The organism is Mycobacterium hubeiense (genome assembly GCF_002838065.1).
GTDB classification, from domain to species: domain Bacteria; phylum Actinomycetota; class Actinomycetes; order Mycobacteriales; family Mycobacteriaceae; genus Mycobacterium; species Mycobacterium hubeiense.
The window spans coordinates 37,874-54,174 of the sequence record NZ_PIZU01000027.1 but is presented as its reverse complement, the minus strand read 5'-3'; the positions used below and the strand labels follow the sequence as shown (position 1 = coordinate 54,174).

The window sequence follows — 16,301 nt, the reverse complement described above, 5'->3', positions numbered from 1 at the left end:
GAAGCGCTAGATCATCTCGTTCTTGGTGAGCCACCGCATGATCGGCCATCCGATGAACACGGGCAGCCAGCACGTCAGCACCCGATACAGCAGCACCGACGGCACGCCCACCGCGGCGGGCACACCGAACGCGGCCAAACCACCGATCAGCGCCGCCTCCACCGCGCCGACCCCGCCGGGGGTGGGCGCGGCCGACGCGAGCGTGCCCGCGACCATGGTCACGACCGTCACCGTGACGAACGACGCGTCACCGCCGAACGCTTCGATGCTGGCCCACAACGCCAATGCGGCGCCGAGAGTCGTTCCCGCACAGCCCAGGACGATCAGCCCTAGCCGCCAGGGTTCGCGGGCGAGGACGACGAGATCGTCCATCACCTCCTTGAGGCGGGGCCGCACCGCCGTCGCCAACCACCGCCGCAGTTTGGGCACGAACAAGAACGTCCCGACGAGCCCCAGCGCCAGCCCCGCAACCAGATACAGCACCGCCGCAGACGGCACGAAGTGTGACAGATCGGCCGACGCGCCGGCGGCGGCGCTGAAGAAGATCAGCAACGCTATGTGGGTGAGCACCTGCACCGAATTCTGCACCGCCACAGCGGTAGTGGCGCGCAGCGCACCGAGCCCGCCCTTCTGCAGAAAGCGCGTGCTGAGCGCCAGGCCGCCGACACCGGCGGGTGTGGTGGTCGCGGCAAAAGTGTTGGCCACCTGCATGACTGCCAGATGCCGGAACTTCACCAACCCGTCCGCGCACGCCCATAATGCGGCCGCCGCACCGATGTACTTCAACGCCGACACCAGCAGCCCGACCAGCGCCCACCACCAGTTCGCGGTGCGCAGTTCGGTGAAAAACGTCGGCACGGCGCTGATGAACGGGTACGCGACGTAGACCAGCGCGACGAGCAGCACTAGCTGGATGAGCTGGGCTCGGGTGAAGCGCGTGATGGTCTCGGCTTCGATCTGATCGGCGCCCGTCTGGCGCTTGACCTCCTCGCGCGCAGCGGACATAACCGCTTTGGCGTCAGCGACCGGCTCCCGAATGCGTGACGGCACAGCGGATTTGGTGAGCCGACGCGACGCCGTCAGCACGGCATCCTTGCCAAACGCCTCGATCGCCGCGGTGACTGCGGGTTCCGGGCCGTAGACGGCCGTCGTCGTCACCAGAAGTTGCGCGATATCGGATTGGAGCTGCGCGTCGGTGGCGCCGTACTCGGCGTTGCCGAAGCCGCCGAAGAGCACCGCGCCGTCGTCGACGGTGATGTCCTTGGCGCGCAGGCTGCCGTGCGAGATCTGCTGGTCGTGCAGGAGCCGCAACGTGTCCCACACGTCGGCGACGGGGACGGAGTCGTCGAGCGCGGTACCGCGGGCGGGCGTGTGCGCGTACAGGGTCCAGCCGCGATCGAGTGCGGCGACGGCCATCGTCGCACTGTTGGCGATGCCCAGATCGCCGACGGCGATGGCCATCAGGGCACGATGCTCGACGGCGCGTCGCATGGACACGTGCAGCGGCCCGGTTTCCGCCGTGCGCAGGGTGAACTTTCGCCAGAGCTCGCGCATCGCCCCGCCGCTGCGCTGGTTCGGGCCGTACATTTCTACGGTGGCGACCGAGTCCGGATCGGACGAGGTGGCCGATAGCACCAGCGGGCCGCGGCCGGCCGGCCGGACCACCGTCAGCCGGGACGCCCGGAACCCGCGTCGGTCAAGCGCGCGCACGGCGCCGTCGAGCGGCACCTCCAACGCAGGCGTGCCGACGACGAGCACCACGAGCGCGCCGACGAACCATCCCACCGCCAGGCCCAGCAGCGAGCGGGCCGGCACCACGGCGCTGACGACGAGGTGGATCGGCACGAAGGCCAGCAGCAGCCCCCACCACCAGCGCCGCCAGCGGGCGGGCAGCCACGGGCCCGACACCGTCAGCACCGCGGCGAGCATCGCGATCCAGCGCGGGTCGTCGAGGAACTGCGATAGCACGGTGTCGAGTCGCTCGGACAGGTCGAAGTGCCAGGTAGGTGCGGCGATGCCGTTGCCGGTGATCGACAGCGCGATCATGGCGATCAGCCCGGCGGCCGCGTACGCGCCCAGCAGCTTCCACTGCCTGGCGACGATCAGGCCGACCAGGATGATGAACGGCAGCGCCAGGATCGCGATGCCGTAGGCCAGATAGACCAGGTTGGACTGGGTCGGCGTCAGCACACCGACGATCTCGGAGATGGATTTCTCCAGCGACACCCATTCGTTGCGGGTGATCAACGAGCTGGTGATGACGATCGCCAGGAAGACGGCGGAAAGCAGCAGCCGCAGGATGTCGTTGGTGCGTCGGGTCAGTGGTTGCAGCAAGCTGCCCGAAACGGCGACAAACCGCCCGTCAACTCGCATGTTGCACTGCTCTTCTCTGATCGGCGTGGGCCGCGATAAAAGCGGCTCGCCGACAAGTTAACCGGACAGTGGTCTCATTGCGGTGAGCGACGGCGACAAGTAGGGCGACTGCGTCACAGCTGGCAAACTGCAGGGATGACCGATGTGCGCCGCATCGTCCTGATCGGCTCGTTGATGGCGACGAGCGCTCTGACGATCGCGCTGGGTATCACCGATCCGACCGCGCCGCTGTTCTACCCGACCTGGTATCTGGTGTGGAATCTGGTGTTGGCCTGGATCCCGGTGGTCTTCGCGGCCGGGTTCGCCGTCGTGCGCCAGCGCGGCTGGCTGATACCGCTGGGCCTGGGATGGCTGGCCTTCCTGCCGAACTCGCCGTATCTGGTGACGGACCTCGTCCATCTCGGCGAAGGCGTCGAATTATGGCGGCACGTCTTGCAATTCGGTGTCGCCGCGTGGACCGGCATCATCCTCGGCGTGGTGTCGATGCATCTGATTCATCAACGGGTCGACCGCGAGTTCGGCCCCCTCGCGGGGTGGATGACGGTCGCCGTTTCGGTCGGGCTGTGCGCTATGGGCGTGGTGATCGGGCGGTTCCAGCGGTGGAACTCATGGGATTTGGTGACGCGGCCGGAGGCGGTGGCGTCGACGACGCTCGATTGGGTGCGCTCGCCGTTCGCCCAGGTGCAGTCGACGGGCGTGGCTTTCGCCGTCGCGGCGTTCTTCGGGCTGGCGTACCTCACTGTGTGGTCGCTGTGGTCGCCGGGTCAAGCCTTGCGCCGAGACTGACGAAATGGCTGCATTCCGGTGCCCGCGAGCAGCCATTTTGTTGATTTCGATGACGCCGGATCGGATGCCGTCAGTCCCGCTGTAGCGCCGGGCGTTTACTGTCGAACGTCCAGCCCGGAATCAGATACTGCATCGCGATCGCGTCGTCACGGCCGCCGAGGCCCTCCCGCTGATACAGCTCGTGGGCGGCGGCCACCGCTTCGTCGTCGAGCTCGACGCCGAGGCCCGGTTTGTCCGGCACTGTCAGGTATCCGTCGACGATCGCGTAGGGCTCGCGCGTGATTCGCTGCCCGTCCTGCCAGATCCAATGGGTGTCGATCGCGGTGATCTCGCCGGGCGCCGCCGCGGCCACATGGGTGAACATCGCCAGCGACACGTCGAAGTGGTTGTTGGAGTGCGAACCCCACGTCAGCCCCCACGCGTCGCAGAGCTGCGCGACCCGCACCGAACCGGCCATCGTCCAGAAGTGCGGATCGGCCAGCGGGATGTCGATCGCACCCGCGCGGATCGCATGGCCCAGCTCGCGCCAGTCGCAGGCGATCATGTTCGTCGCCGTCGGCAGCCCGGTGGCGCGCTTGAACTCGGCCATCACCTCGCGACCCGAGAAGCCGCCCTCGGGCCCGACGGGGTCCTCGGCGTATGCGAGCACGCCGATCAGGTCGCGACACGTCTTTACCGCATCCTTGAGCAGCCAACCGCCGTTGGGGTCCAACGTGATTCGCGCATCCGGGAAGCGGTCGGCGAGCGCGTCACCGCCTTGGCCTCGTCGGCGGCCGGCAGCACCCCGCCCTTGAGCTTGAAGTCGCGGAAGCCGTACCGCGCGCGGGCGGCCTCGGCGAGCCGCACCACCGCCTCGGGCGACAGCGCCTCCTCATGGCGGAGTCGCAACCAGTCGTCGGCGCCCGCGTCCTCATCGGCCGGGGAGCGGTATGCCAGATCGGTCTTGGTGCGGTCGCCGACGTAGAACAGATAGCCGAGCGCCTGCACGCGATCGCGCTGCTGGCCGTCACCGAGCAGCGCGGCGACCGGGACCTCGAGGTGCTGGCCGAGCAGGTCGAGCATTGCCGATTCGACCGCGGTGACCGCGTGTACGGCGACGCGCAGATCGAACGTCTGCACCCCGCGCCCGCCCGCGTCCCGGTCGGCGAAGGCCCGCCGCATGTCGTTGAGCACGGCGTGGTAGTCGCCGACGCTGCGGCCGGTGACGATGGCGCGGGCGTCCTCGAGCGTGCGCCGGATCTGCTCACCGCCGGGCACCTCGCCGACGCCCTTTCGTCCGTCGGAGTCGGTGAGCACTACCAGGTTTCGGGTGAAGAAGGGGCCGTGCGCGCCGCTGAGGTTGAGCAGCATGCTGTCGTGGCCGGCGACGGGAATCACCGTCATGTCGCGGACGACGGGTGTGCGTGAGGTACTCATCTTCTCAATCTCCCAGATTTACGACGCAAACCATTTGTCGCCGTTCGCTAATGGCCGGACCACGCGAGACACCTTGTCGCCCATGGCGCGTAGCGCTTCGACGATCTCGCGTTCGCGCGACGGGGTAAGCCGATCCACCGGCACCGACGCGCTGATGGCGTCCTGCGCCGGCTGGCAGTACCGCAAGGCGGCGGCGAAGCATCGCAGCCCTTCAGTGTTCTCTTCATTGTCGGTGGCGTATCCGCGCACGCGCACGTCATCGAGCACGTCGTCAAGCACGTCACGGTCGACGATCGTGTTCGCGGTCAACGGCTTCAGCGCGGGCAAGTGCGCGTCGCGGTCGGCGCCGAATCGCTTTGCCAGCAAGGCTTTTCCCAGCGCGGTGGCGTACGCGGGCAGCCGGCGACCGACGCGGCTGGCCGTGCGGGTGTATTGCTTGGATTCGCGGGTGGCGAGGTAGACGATGTCGGTGCCGTCGAGCCGGCCGAGGTGGAACGTCTCATCGAGTTGGTCGCGCAGATCGTCGAGGAACGGGGTGATCAACGGCAGGTACGGGTCGCTGTCCAGATAGCTGGTCCCGACGAGCAGCGCCCGAATACCGATGCCGTACAGGGTGCCCGACGCATCTGAGCGCACCCAGCCCTGCGCGACCAGTGTGCGCAGCAGGGCGTGCGCGCTACTGCGCGGCATGTCCAGCGCGTCGCTGATCTCCCGCAGCCGCACCGGCCTATCCGGCCGGGCCGCCAGATACTCGAGCAGCTCGACGGTCCGCACGGCCGACTTCACCTTGCGCACGGCCAGATCCGGCTCGTCTACCACCATCGCTCCTCTCACATCGCCAGCAGTTCACGGCCGATCAGCACGACGGCGCCCATCGTGGACGCGCCTATCGCCAACCACCGCAATCGTTTCGGGTCGAGGAACCTGTTGATGCGACGCGACAGCGCGTAACCCACGACCGCCGCCGGCACCAACACCGCGAAGCCCCACAAGGTGTGGCCGTCGACCGCGCCGGTCGCGGCGAGCGCGGCGATCGACATCAGCGAGCCGACCAGAAAGAAGCCGCTCATCGTGCTGCGCAGCCGCGCACCGCTATTGCGCTGCCACACCAGCGCCATCGGGGGGCCGCCGATCGACGTCGCGGTGCCGAGCAGGCCCGACGTGGCCCCGGCCAGCACCACATTGCGCCGCCGCGCCGCCGGAATCCAGCCGACGCTGGTCAGCGCCACGCCGACGAGCACCACGCCGGCGAGCATGATGGCCAGCGCCCGCTGCGGCAGCATCGCCAACAGCACGGCGCCCGCGATCGTGCCCGGTACGCGGCCCACCAGCGCCCACCCGGTGCCGTGCAGGTCGATGTGCTCGCGTTCGCGCACCACGACCATCAGCGTGACCAGCGTCGCCACCATGATCAGCGTGCCGGGGATCAGCTCCGGGTCGACGAGCGTCACGAACGGCGCGGCCAGCATGCCGATGCCGAACCCGATCGACGACTGCAGGCAGGAAGCGAGCAGAATCACCAGGGCCACAATGCAATACCCCAGCAGGCTCATGCCGGCACGGACGCCAACGTCCCCTCCTCGAGCGGCGGCGTCGCCGTGGCGCAGACCTCGGCCGCCGTCACGAGCCGCGGTGTGCGTGCTGCGGGGCTCATGGATCCTCCCGGACTGCTTGTGACGTCCACGTATGTAGATGGAGCGCGTAATCGCAGACACACGGTAAGGACGATGTTTTGGGGGCGTCAACTGGGCCAAATGGCCAAATCGCTTGATTCTCGGCCGCGCTTGAAGTGGCGGACGGTGCGTCAAAACAGGCGCTGAGCTGGACAGTTATATGTGGCGATGCGCGGCCGATACCGCGACGGCGGCGCGAAACCGGTAGTCATGCCGATTGGCTATAAGTCCATGCTATTTCGGAGTTGGACGGCTTTCGGCGTCGGACCGCTACGTGCGAGTGGGGCCTTGCCGGTGGAGGGGAACTATCCGCTGGCGCGCCAGGTGAGCAACACGCGCATCGGCATCATCGGGTTGGGCCGTTTCGGCGGCGCGATAGCATTGCGGGGCAAGGCATTTAGGTGCGATACCGGGCGGCTCGGTGACTCCGGTGCCGCTGCCGGTGGCGGCCTCCGGGTAGGCAGTGCCCGGATTGCCCGGCTACGCGCGACAATGTCGCTAGCCCGTTAGGGCATCAATGCTTTCCGCGACATTGTCGCTGCCAGCCGGGCACAAACGAAATCGCCTCCGGACGAGCGGGTCCACGATAAAGGGATGACCAAGCGCCCGCCACCAATCGTCCTCATCGCGGTGATCGTGATCGGCCTAGCCGCCGCCGGCCTGCTCGCGGGTGAGCTGTACGCCCGTCACCGCGCCGAGAGCATGCTGGCCGCCGCCACCGAATGCGCGGTGCAGGATGAGGCGAGTGTGTCGTTCGGCGCGACGCCGCTTCTGCTCCAACTCGCGACCGGCCACTACAGGAACATCTCGATTCACACGGCCGGCAATCGGATCGGCGACGCCCGAGGCATGAAGGCCGACCTGCGGATCGACGATGTCCGGCTGGATGGCGGTGCCGATGCCATGGGCACGGTGGGAGCGCTGGACGCCATGATCACCTGGTCCGCCGACGGCATGAGACAGAGCATCCAGGAAGCGATCTCGCCGCTGCGGGGCTTGGTCACCGGGGTCCAGACCAACCCGGACGACGGCACCGTCAAGCTGCAGGGCAACTTGGGCAGTGTCACCACCAGGCCGCGGGTTGCCGACGGGCGAGTGGCGCTGCCGGTCGTCGATGTCACCGGGCTTGGTCTGCTGGTGCCCAGCGAGAGGGTGCAATCGGCGCTAGATGGGTTCACCACCGACCTCACCGAGGACTTTCCGCTCGATATCCATGCCGACAGCGTGCAGATCACTGATGACGGTGTGACAGCGCACTATTCGGCCCGAGACGCGTCGATCCCGCAGGGCAACCAGGGCAACCAAGGGGACGCGGGGCTAGCAGGCACGACCATGAGTTGCTGATCTTCAGAGCAGCCTGGTAATTCTGTGAGGCTGCACCGAGTAAATAAACGGTCCGTCCTCTTGCGCGGCCGTCGCAATCGCGGCAATGTTTGCGATGAATCTCTCGGCGAGGTCGATCGCCGTGATATCCGCCCTCGGTACGCAGAACATTCGCGCACGGTAATCGATCACAGTTTGGCGCTCAACAAGGTTGCGCCGAATCTCGGCGTCTTTGTGGAAAGCGATCCAGCCGCGCTCAGCCGTCAGTCTGATCTAATCACGATCACTGACGCTTTGCCCTTGCTGCTCGCCGTAGTGCTCTCTCAACGTTGTCAGATTCAGGCCTGCCGCTCGAAGCAATGTAGGCACCTGAATCGCGCCCAGGCTCCGGTCCACGAATATGTGTGGAAGGCTCGCAACTACCTGAGGATCAAGCGGCGATGGCGTCGAGTGCGTCACGCAGCTCTTTTTCCGAGATGCCGTAATCCTCGGCGACGGCCTTGAAAGATTCCCCGGCGCGGAGTGGGCCGAGAGCATCTGCTACACGCGCCCCGCTTGCGTCGAATACAGGCTGCCCGTAACCGCGGTACGGATCGAGCACGACGTTCGCGGCTCCGTATTGCGGCAGCCGAATCATTCTGGCGTACTTGTCTCTATCGAAACTGATTTGTTTCAAGTAATGCTGAACGATGTCCTTGAACACGTACTGACCGGACCGCGGAACGATCAGGTGCTTGACGACCTGGTCGTCAGGACTGCCCTCACCGGCTTGCTGCGCGAAGTCCCACAGGACTTCGGCGCCGTCCGTGTACAGGTCCTGTGACGCCAGGGCATGGGGCCCAACGTTTCGCAAGAGCCAGTCAATGGCCGGTCGTATCCGTTGCATTGGCACACCGGCCCGTCGAAATGCATTGAGGACGTACGCCTCTGCAATCCCCACGAATGGCAGCCGAGGGTAGCCGTGACGGGTCTCCGGCAGCGCAGTGATGATGGGTTCCCCTTTGACCAGCGCGCCGGCCTTCGGGCGACGCTCGTAACCGTCAGCCCACGTTTCCAGCGTCGAACGTGGAACGACGAGGTACTTAGACGCCTCGGTCACCGTGTACAGGGGAATGTCGAAGCGCAGGTCAGCCGTGGTTTCTGCAGCCGTCACGAGTTCCTCACCTCCCTCACCCCCACTCTAAGCGTCAGTCTGTGAAGACGGTAGGACATGTCTCCGAGGCTGTGGATAACCGAGTTGGCGCTAGCACACCACGTCTTCGACCAAATCGTCTGTGGTCCATTCCCGTTGGGGTAGGACATCGCGAAGTAGCCGCAGCAGGGCGGGGTTTGAGCTGTCGCCGCGCCACACCGCGTCGAGCTCGACCGGTCGCTCCCGGAACGCGCCGATGGACCGGAACACCACCCCGTCGGGATGCAGGGTCGCCGCCGACGCCGGCACGAGCGCGATCCCGATGCCCGAACGCACCAGCACGAGCATGGTGTGCACCTGCGTCACGTATTGCACGTAGCGCGGTGTCGCCCCGGCGATGGTGAACGTGCTGATCAGCAGTTCGTTGAAATACCGTGCCTGCACAGGCGAATACATGACGACGTCCTGGCCGTCGAGGTCGTTCAATGTCAGCTGCCGGCTCAGCCCGGCCAATGCATGCCCCTCCGGCAGCGCGGCGATGAGCTGCTCGTGCAGCAGCGGCCGCGACACCAGGCCGGGCCGTTTTAGTGGCGGCCGCGCCATGCCCAGATCGAGCTCGCCCGTCATCAACCCCTCGACCTGCGCCGCGGTGACCATCTCGCGTAGATCCAGCTTGACGTCCGGCAGCTTCTCGCGCGCCCGCTCCAGCAGCCGCGGCAGCACCGCGTGCGCCGACGCCGCCGTGAAGCCGACGACGACCGTGCCGAGATCGCCTGCGGGGATGCGCTTTACGGTCTGCGCCGCGCCCTCGGCCAGCTGCAGGATGCGGCGCGCGTCGGGCAGGAACGCGACCCCGGCCGGGGTGAGTGTGACCGTCCGCGTGGTGCGGTCGATGAGCTGGACGCCGAGTTCGTTCTCGAGCTGCTGGATCTGCCGGCTCAGCGGCGGCTGGGTCATGTGCAGGCGCTCGGCGGCCCGCCCGAAGTGCAGTTCTTCGGCGACGGCGACGAAGCAGGACAGCCGGGCGAGCGAAAACACCGATGCACTCCTCGTATCACTGCACGCGGTTTGCGCGCTGAACGAGTATCAGTCTAGTGGTGATTGCGGGGTGGTTTGCGCCGATTTCTGCACCATGGTCGTCCTGCCGCCCGAGCAACAGCCCTCGCGCAGAAATCGGCGCAGAGCCCTGAGAGGCGCCGGCGCTCACCAGCGCGGGCTGACCGCCGCATAGCCCGGATCGATGCTCTTCATGTAGCCGGTGTCGTCGCGGTCGCGGATCCCGCAGCGCAGATACTGCTCGTGCAGCGCGGCCAGGGCGTCGTCGTCGATCTCGACGCCCAGGCCCGGGGTCGTCGGGACCGGCACGGACCCGTCGACGAACCTCAGCGCGCCGGCTTTGACGACCTCCTCGGTCTTCCACGGCCAGTGCGTGTCGCAGGCGTAGGTGAGGTTGGGGGTGGCGCCGGCGAGGTGCACCATTGCGGCCAGGCTGATGCCGAGGTGCGAGTTGGAGTGCATCGACAACCCGAGGCCGAACGTCTCGCAGATGCCCGCCAGCAGCCGTGACCGCTGCAGGCCGCCCCAGTAGTGGTGGTCCGAAAGCACCACGCGCACCGATTGTTTCGTCGCCGCGGGCGCCAGCTGGTCGAAGGCGACGACGCACATGTTGGTCGCCAGCGGCATCGGTGCCTGGGCGGCGACTTCGGCCATGCCGTCGAGCCCGGGCGTCGGGTCCTCGAGGTACTCGAGGATGCCGGCAAGCCCCGACGCCACCTTGACCGACGTCTGCGGCGTCCACGCCGCGTTGGGGTCCAGCCGCAGCGGGTGCTCGGGGAAGGCCGCCCTCAGCGCCTCGATGGCGGCCATCTCCTCCTCGGGCGGGAATACGCCGCCTTTGAGTTTGATTGCGGTGAAACCGTATTCGTCGACGATGCGGCGGGCCTGCGCGACGATGCCGTCGGGGTCGAGCGCCTCGCCGAATGCGTCGGGCTCGCGGCTCGGGTGGGCCGCCCACTTGTAGAACAGATACGCGCTGAACGGCACGGCATCGCGGACCGTGCCGCCAAGGAGGTCCGAAACGGGCCTGCCCAGGGCCCGCCCCTGGACGTCGAGGCAGGCGACCTCGAATGGCGAGAAGACCTGGTCGACGGCGCTGGCCGTGGTGATCATGCCGGCGGTGCCGACGGCGCGGGAGTCCCCGCGGAGCCGGTCGGCGATCGCGGCGCGAATCGCGTTGAGCGCGAACACGTCCTGGCCGGTGATGGCGTCGGCGGCGGCCTCCAGCCGGGCCAGGTGCGTCTGGTCGGCGTAGGTCTCGCCGAGGCCGACGAGCCCGGCGTCGGTGTCGAGCTGGATGATGGCGCGCAGCGCGTAGGGCTGGTGCACGCCGACGGTGTTGAGCAGCGGCGGGTCGGCGAACGCCACCGGGGTGATGCGGGCGCCGGTGATGCGAATCCGGCTCGGCGCCATGGCTATACGGCCTCGGTGAGCGCGTCGGCCAGCACGGCGCGTCCCGCGGCGATGATTCTGCGCAGCTCGGCGATGTCGTCGTCGGTGGGCATGACCAACGGCGGGCGGACCGATCCGGCGGGGATGCCCTCCAGGGCGACGCCGGCCTTGACGAGTGAGACGGCGTAGCCGGGCACGGTGTCGCGCAGCCGGACGAGCGGGTGGAAGAACTCTCGCAGTAGCGCGTTGACCAGGGCGTCGTTACCGGCTTCGAGCGCGTTGTAGAAGGCGAGCGCGAGGTCGGGGGCGAACGCAAACGTCGCCGACGAGTAGAGAGGTACGCCGATGGCGCGGTACGCCTGCTGGGTGGTCTCGGCGGTGGGCATGCCATTGAAGAACAGGAAGTCCTTGTCGGCGTCGCTGACCGCGCGGACGATGCGTGCCACTTGGTCGAGATCGCCTGTGCCGTCCTTGAATCCTACGACATTCGGGATGTTGCTGACCGCGACGGCGGACTCCTCGGTGTAGCGGGCGTTGTTGCGGTTGTAGACGATGACGGGCAGGTCGGTGGCGGCGGCGACGTCGCGGGTGTAGGCGACGAGCCCGGCCTGCGGCACCTCGACGAGGTAGGGCGGCAGCAGCAGCAGGCCGTCGGCGCCTGCGTCCTGGGCGGCCTTCGCGAACAGCTTGGCCTGGGCGACGGAGCCGCCGGTGCCGGCGTAGACGGGCACACGGCTGGCGACGGCCTCGACCGCGGTGCGGACGATGCTGCCGAACTCCTGAAGCTCGAGGGCGTGGAATTCGCCTGTGCCGCAGGCGATGAAGACCCCGCCGGCGCCGGCATCGACGCCACCGCTGACGTGCCGGGCCAGCAGGTCGACGTCGACGTCACCGGCCTCGGTGAACGGGGTGACGGGGAAGAACAGCACGCCGTCGAAGTGGGGGCGCGTGGGGGCGTTCAAAACGTCTCCTTGGTGAGTGGTGGTGGGGGTCAGTCCTGTTGGAGGTGGCCGTCGATGCGCCGCCACAGGTGATCAGGATTGCCGTCGGCAATCGGGCTGGGAAGCAACGACTTCGGCACGTCCTGGTAGCAGACGGGCCGCAGGAAGCGTTCGATGGCGCGAGCGCCGACCGAGGTGCTGCGCGAGTCGGAGGTGGCGGGGTAGGGGCCGCCGTGGACCATGGCGTGGCCGACCTCGACGCCGGTGGGCCAGCCGTCGAACAGGATTCGGCCGGCTTTGAGTTCGAGCAGGGGCAGAAGTTCGCGGGCGGCTTCGTAGTCGGATTCGTCGGCGTGCACGGTAGCAGTGAGCTGGCCTTCGATGTTCTGGGCGACGGTGCGCATTTCGGCGGCGTCGGCGCAGCGCACGATGAGGCTGGAGGCGCCGAACACCTCGGCCTGCAGGCTCTCCGAGTCGAGGAAGCTCTTTGCGTCGGTGGCGAACAGCGCGGCGCAGCAGGAGGTTTGACTGTCGCCGGCTTGGCCTCGGACGATCACGTCGGCTTGGCCGCTCAGGGTGGCGACGCCGGTGGCGTAGTTCTCGGAGATGCCAGGCGTGAGCATGGGCGTCGCCGGCGACTGGGCGAGCGCGTCGCGGGCGGCGGCGATGAACGCGTCGAGGCCGGGGCCGTCGACCGCGATGACGAGGCCGGGGTTGGTGCAGAACTGGCCGGAGCCCATCGTGAGCGAGCCGACGAACGCGCGGCCGAGGTCGGCGCCGCGGGTGGCTAGGGCGCCGTCGAGCAGGAAGACGGGGTTGATGGAGCTCATCTCCGCGTAGACGGGGACGGGTTCGGGGCGGGCGGCCGCCGCGGCTACCAATGCCGTTCCGGCAGTGCGGGATCCGGTGAAGCCGACGGCCTTGATGGCGCGGTGGGTGACCAGGGCGATCCCGAGTTCAGGCCCGGACCCGAACAGCAGGGAGAAGGTGCCCGCGGGCATGCCGGTGGCGGCGACGGCGTCGGTGATGGCGCGGCCGACGAGTTCGGAGGTGCCGGGGTGGGCGTCGTGGGCCTTGACGACGACGGGGCAGCCGGCGGCAAGCGCCGACGCGGTGTCACCGCCGGCGACGGAGAAGGCCAGCGGGAAGTTGCTGGCGCCGAACACGGCGACGGGGCCGAGCGCGATGGAGCGTTGGCGAATGTCGGGGCGGGGCAACGGGGTTCGATCGGGCAGGGCGGGGTCGATGCGGGCGCCGTTCCAGCTGCCTTCGCGAAGGACGTCGGCGAAGAGGCGGAGCTGGCCGGTGGTGCGGGCGACTTCGCCGGTGAGGCGGGCGTGCGGCAGGCCGGTCTCGGCGGTGGCGCGGTCGACGATGGCGTCGGCGATGGCCTCGATGTTGGCGGCGATGACCTCGAGGAACTGGGCGCGCTGCTCAGAGGTGGCGGAGCGGTAGTCGGCGAAGGCCGCGGCGGCGGCGGAGCACGCGGCGTCGACGTGGGACTGGTCGCCGTAGTGGTAGGCGGGCGGGAGCTCTTGGCCGGCGGCGGGGTCGAAGGCGTGGATGGGGGTGCCGGTGCCGCGGACGGGCGTGCCGGCGATGAGCATCTGTCCCGTCAGACGAGTGTCGGGCATCGTCGCTGTCATGGGGTCCTCGGCCGTCGATGTCGTGGTTCTGACAGCAACGTTATGAGGGTTATCGATGCTTGTCCAAGTCCTATTAAGCAGTGACTGATGCAGGGCTTGGATTAATGTTCCGCCGCACTCAGTCTTGCTCGGCGATGAGTCGCTGCTGGTCCGAGCCGGCCGGCAGGCGAAGCTCGATGGCACGCGGTTGCAGCTGAACCCGTAAGACCGTGCCGCCCTTGGGAAACCACCGGTTGAAGCCTCCCCGACCTGTGGTGACGCTGGGTTACCACGGCGTGATCGGCGAATTCAGGAATTGCCAGTGGATTGGGCGGAGCTGCCCAGCTCGGATAGGCCGTAATCAGTCGTGGCACGCCGTCAGGCTCGTCGCTAATCGAAACTGTACGCAGCGCCTGCCTTCGCCCGCACGGCGATTCCACGACACCGTCGATGATTACCTTCACGCCGTACTGGGCCGATGTTCAGCAAACTGACACGCCGATGCGTCCATCTCGTCGTCGAGATGCTCATCGAGCCAAGCGATCTCCAGCGGCGTGAGGGTTTCGCGGCGGACCCGGACGGTGTGCACGTCGGTCCACAATGCCTCGGCGAGCTCGTCATCGTTGGTTGACGACTGCAGGCCATGCAGGAGCTCAGGCAGCGGGATGAGCTTGCGTGCGGCGAGCTCGTCGACACGGCGTTCCTCGCGGTCCCGCAGCTCCGGCGGCGCCAAACCCCTTATGACATGCATCAACTCATGGGTCAGCGTCGACCGCCGCTCGGCCTGGTTCAGCGTCTTGCACAACCAGATCGTGTTGCCGCGCCACCACCCCCGCACGCCCGCGGGCAGTTGGTAGTCGCAGCTGACGACGATGTGCGGGAATTGATCGCCGAGTGTTCGCCACGGATGCCAAGCCTGCATGGCCGGAAGGGTATTCGCCACCACCGACATTTAGGTTTGGTGTGTGGCCGCGGGCGGCCTAACCACCGACTGGAACACCTGGTGATTCCTTGTTTTTGATTGGTCGTCCGCGGACACGTTTCGAGGCCCGACTGGTGTCCCTGTTTGGGAACTTGAAGCCGCTCGATGTAGCGGACTTCTGCTTAGGGAATGTCTGGGCTATGCCCGTCGTGACTCGGGACGGAACCTGATGGTGTCGAAAGGATGTTCGTGGAGCTGACTTTGGGTATCGACCTAGCCTGCCGGGCTGCTCACCAAGCGTCGCTGGCGCGCCCCGATGGGACGTTCGTGTGGACCGGACACAAGTTCTTCACCCGGCCCGCCGAGCTGGAGAAGCTGTGGGCCGACCTCGGACTTGGCGAGCACGACACGCTGCGCGTCGTGATGGAACCGACCCGCAACGTCTGGGCCCCGGTCGCGTCGTGGTTTCGCCAGCGCGGCGCGAAGGTCTCGATGGTGCCCACCACCCAGTCCGCGGACCTGCGTGCCTACTACTCCAAGCACACCAAAAACGACCACCTGGACTCCAAGCTGCTGGCCCGGCTGCCGCTGCTGCACCCGGAGGGGCTGCGCGAACACACCGGCGACGGCCCGGCCGAACCGCTGCGGCGGGTGGTCAAGATCCGCTCATCCATCGTCAAGCGCCGCACCGCGGTCTTTCAGCGCCTCGACGCCCAACTAGAGCTGCTAGGACCGGGCTGGTACGACGCGCTGGGATCCAACTACGGCAAAGCCGCGCTGGCACTGCTGGCCCGCTACGCCGACCCCAACAGCCTGATCCGCCTCGGACACGCCCGCCTGACCCGCTTTTTGATCCGCCACTCCCGCGGCGCCTGGCGCGAGCACCACGCCACCATGCTGTTGACCGCCGCCCAAGAATCGTTGCAGCTGTGGGGATCTGGCGCCGACGCCAGAATAGACTTCGCCGAGCTGGCCGCCGACATCGCCGTCGAGGCCGAGCAGGCCCAAGTGTTGACCGAGCAGATCGAGGACCTCGACGAGCGCTGCGCCAACCTCTACGCCGAGGCCGACCCCACCGGCATCATCACCTCCGCACCCGGCGTCGGACCGGTCACCTGCGCCATCATCGCCGGCCGCATCGGCGACCCCCACCGCTTCCACTCCCTGGCCGCCATCCGCGCGTTCGCCGGCCTGGTCCCCAAGGTCAACCAGTCCGGACAAGCAGAACACCACGACGGCCTCACCAAGGCCGGCGACCCACTACTGCGCGAAGCCCTCTTCGGCGCCGCCGACCAGGCCCGAAAAACCGACCCCCAACTCGCCGCGAAATACAAGCGGCTCATGGACACCGAGCGACACCACGACTCGGCGACCTGCCACATCGCCACCATCTTGCTCACCCGCATCGCTACGTGTTGGCGCACCGGCCAGCACTATGCGCTGCGCGACACCGACGGTCGCCCCATCACCCCCGACGAAGGACGTCGAATCGTTCGCGCCCACCACACCGTCGACAAACAGACCCGCATCAAGGCCGCCAACACCCGCCAATCCCAGCGGCGCAAAGGCAGGACGGGCCGGGGACAACAGGAGTCGCCAAGCGCTCCAATCCACCGACCCGCCAACACCACGATAAAACAGGCCAAAACCGCTTGACTCCGC

Annotated in this window: 12 protein-coding genes and 2 pseudogenes; 4 read left to right on the top strand and 10 right to left on the bottom strand. The window is 67.6% G+C overall.

From position 1 onward, the window contains the following. Positions 1-6 precede the first annotated feature (6 nt). On the bottom strand, positions 7-2,373 hold the full coding sequence (locus tag CWS39_RS19510; protein WP_102144572.1) for a lysylphosphatidylglycerol synthase transmembrane domain-containing protein: 2,367 nt from the start codon (positions 2,371-2,373) through the stop codon (positions 7-9). A 135-nt stretch (positions 2,374-2,508) separates the two neighbouring features. Here CWS39_RS19510 and CWS39_RS19505 point away from each other — a divergent pair, with 135 nt between their 5' ends. Then, on the top strand, positions 2,509-3,159 hold the full coding sequence (locus CWS39_RS19505; protein WP_102144571.1) for a DUF1361 domain-containing protein: 651 nt from the start codon (positions 2,509-2,511) through the stop codon (positions 3,157-3,159). 70 nt (positions 3,160-3,229) lie between these two features. Here the strand turns inward: CWS39_RS19505 and CWS39_RS19500 are convergent. From CWS39_RS19500 to CWS39_RS19490, 3 genes and pseudogenes are all read right to left on the bottom strand, one after another. After that, positions 3,230-4,575: pseudogene (locus CWS39_RS19500) on the bottom strand (enolase C-terminal domain-like protein). Positions 4,576-4,593: 18 nt separating this feature from the next. Further along, a complete protein-coding gene (locus CWS39_RS19495) occupies positions 4,594-5,397 on the bottom strand; it encodes an IclR family transcriptional regulator (RefSeq protein ID WP_102144570.1) in 804 nt (267 codons plus the stop codon). Between the two features lie 8 nt (positions 5,398-5,405). Continuing rightward, positions 5,406-6,128, bottom strand: coding sequence for a sulfite exporter TauE/SafE family protein (locus CWS39_RS19490; RefSeq protein ID WP_102144569.1), 723 nt, complete (start codon positions 6,126-6,128; stop codon positions 5,406-5,408). Between the two features lie 376 nt (positions 6,129-6,504). Between CWS39_RS19490 and CWS39_RS30345 the strand changes: the two are divergent. Next, positions 6,505-6,653: pseudogene (locus CWS39_RS30345) on the top strand (2-hydroxyacid dehydrogenase); the annotation flags it as partial. A gap of 225 nt (positions 6,654-6,878) precedes the next feature. Beyond that, positions 6,879-7,592, top strand: coding sequence for an LmeA family phospholipid-binding protein (locus CWS39_RS19480; RefSeq protein ID WP_233213591.1), 714 nt, complete (start codon positions 6,879-6,881; stop codon positions 7,590-7,592). Positions 7,593-8,001: 409 nt separating this feature from the next. Here the strand turns inward: CWS39_RS19480 and CWS39_RS19470 are convergent, their stop codons facing one another. The 6 genes from CWS39_RS19470 to CWS39_RS19445 all read right to left on the bottom strand — a co-directional run bounded on the left by CWS39_RS19470 (position 8,002) and on the right by CWS39_RS19445 (position 14,639). Beyond that, positions 8,002-8,724, bottom strand: coding sequence for an Rv2018 family toxin-antitoxin system antitoxin (locus CWS39_RS19470; RefSeq protein WP_102144567.1), 723 nt, complete (start codon positions 8,722-8,724; stop codon positions 8,002-8,004). 90 nt (positions 8,725-8,814) lie between these two features. After that, entirely contained in the window at positions 8,815-9,741 is a 927-nt protein-coding gene (locus tag CWS39_RS19465; RefSeq protein WP_102144566.1) for a LysR family transcriptional regulator, read from the bottom strand. A gap of 165 nt (positions 9,742-9,906) precedes the next feature. Beyond that, positions 9,907-11,172: a glucarate dehydratase family protein gene (locus CWS39_RS19460; RefSeq protein WP_102144565.1), complete on the bottom strand. Its 1,266-nt coding sequence runs from the start codon at positions 11,170-11,172 to the stop codon at positions 9,907-9,909. 2 nt (positions 11,173-11,174) lie between these two features. Continuing rightward, positions 11,175-12,113 carry a 5-dehydro-4-deoxyglucarate dehydratase gene (locus CWS39_RS19455; protein ID WP_102144564.1) on the bottom strand — a complete coding sequence of 313 codons (939 nt, stop codon included), beginning with the start codon at positions 12,111-12,113 and terminating at the stop codon, positions 11,175-11,177. Positions 12,114-12,142: 29 nt separating this feature from the next. Next, positions 12,143-13,738 carry an aldehyde dehydrogenase (NADP(+)) gene (locus CWS39_RS19450; RefSeq protein WP_102144563.1) on the bottom strand — a complete coding sequence of 532 codons (1,596 nt, stop codon included), beginning with the start codon at positions 13,736-13,738 and terminating at the stop codon, positions 12,143-12,145. Positions 13,739-14,177: 439 nt separating this feature from the next. Further along, on the bottom strand, positions 14,178-14,639 hold the full coding sequence (locus CWS39_RS19445) for an ImmA/IrrE family metallo-endopeptidase (RefSeq protein ID WP_102144592.1): 462 nt from the start codon (positions 14,637-14,639) through the stop codon (positions 14,178-14,180). A gap of 243 nt (positions 14,640-14,882) precedes the next feature. Here CWS39_RS19445 and CWS39_RS19440 point away from each other — a divergent pair, with 243 nt between their 5' ends. Next, positions 14,883-16,295, top strand: coding sequence for an IS110 family RNA-guided transposase (locus CWS39_RS19440; protein ID WP_102144562.1), 1,413 nt, complete (start codon positions 14,883-14,885; stop codon positions 16,293-16,295). Positions 16,296-16,301 lie beyond the last annotated feature (6 nt).

What these genes read in the sequence shown, in the direction of transcription:
- CWS39_RS19510 (WP_102144572.1), bottom strand. Translation starts at nt 2,373, where the DNA reads ATGCGAGTTGACGGGCGGTTTGTCGCCGTTTCGGGCAGCTTGCTGCAA.
- CWS39_RS19505 (WP_102144571.1), top strand. Translation starts at nt 2,509, where the DNA reads ATGACCGATGTGCGCCGCATCGTCCTGATCGGCTCGTTGATGGCGACG.
- CWS39_RS19495 (WP_102144570.1), bottom strand. Translation starts at nt 5,397, where the DNA reads ATGGTGGTAGACGAGCCGGATCTGGCCGTGCGCAAGGTGAAGTCGGCC.
- CWS39_RS19490 (WP_102144569.1), bottom strand. Translation starts at nt 6,128, where the DNA reads ATGAGCCTGCTGGGGTATTGCATTGTGGCCCTGGTGATTCTGCTCGCT.
- CWS39_RS19460 (WP_102144565.1), bottom strand. Translation starts at nt 11,172, where the DNA reads ATGGCGCCGAGCCGGATTCGCATCACCGGCGCCCGCATCACCCCGGTG.
- CWS39_RS19450 (WP_102144563.1), bottom strand. Translation starts at nt 13,738, where the DNA reads ATGACAGCGACGATGCCCGACACTCGTCTGACGGGACAGATGCTCATC.
- CWS39_RS19445 (WP_102144592.1), bottom strand. Translation starts at nt 14,639, where the DNA reads ATGCAGGCTTGGCATCCGTGGCGAACACTCGGCGATCAATTCCCGCAC.
- CWS39_RS19440 (WP_102144562.1), top strand. Translation starts at nt 14,883, where the DNA reads ATGTTCGTGGAGCTGACTTTGGGTATCGACCTAGCCTGCCGGGCTGCT.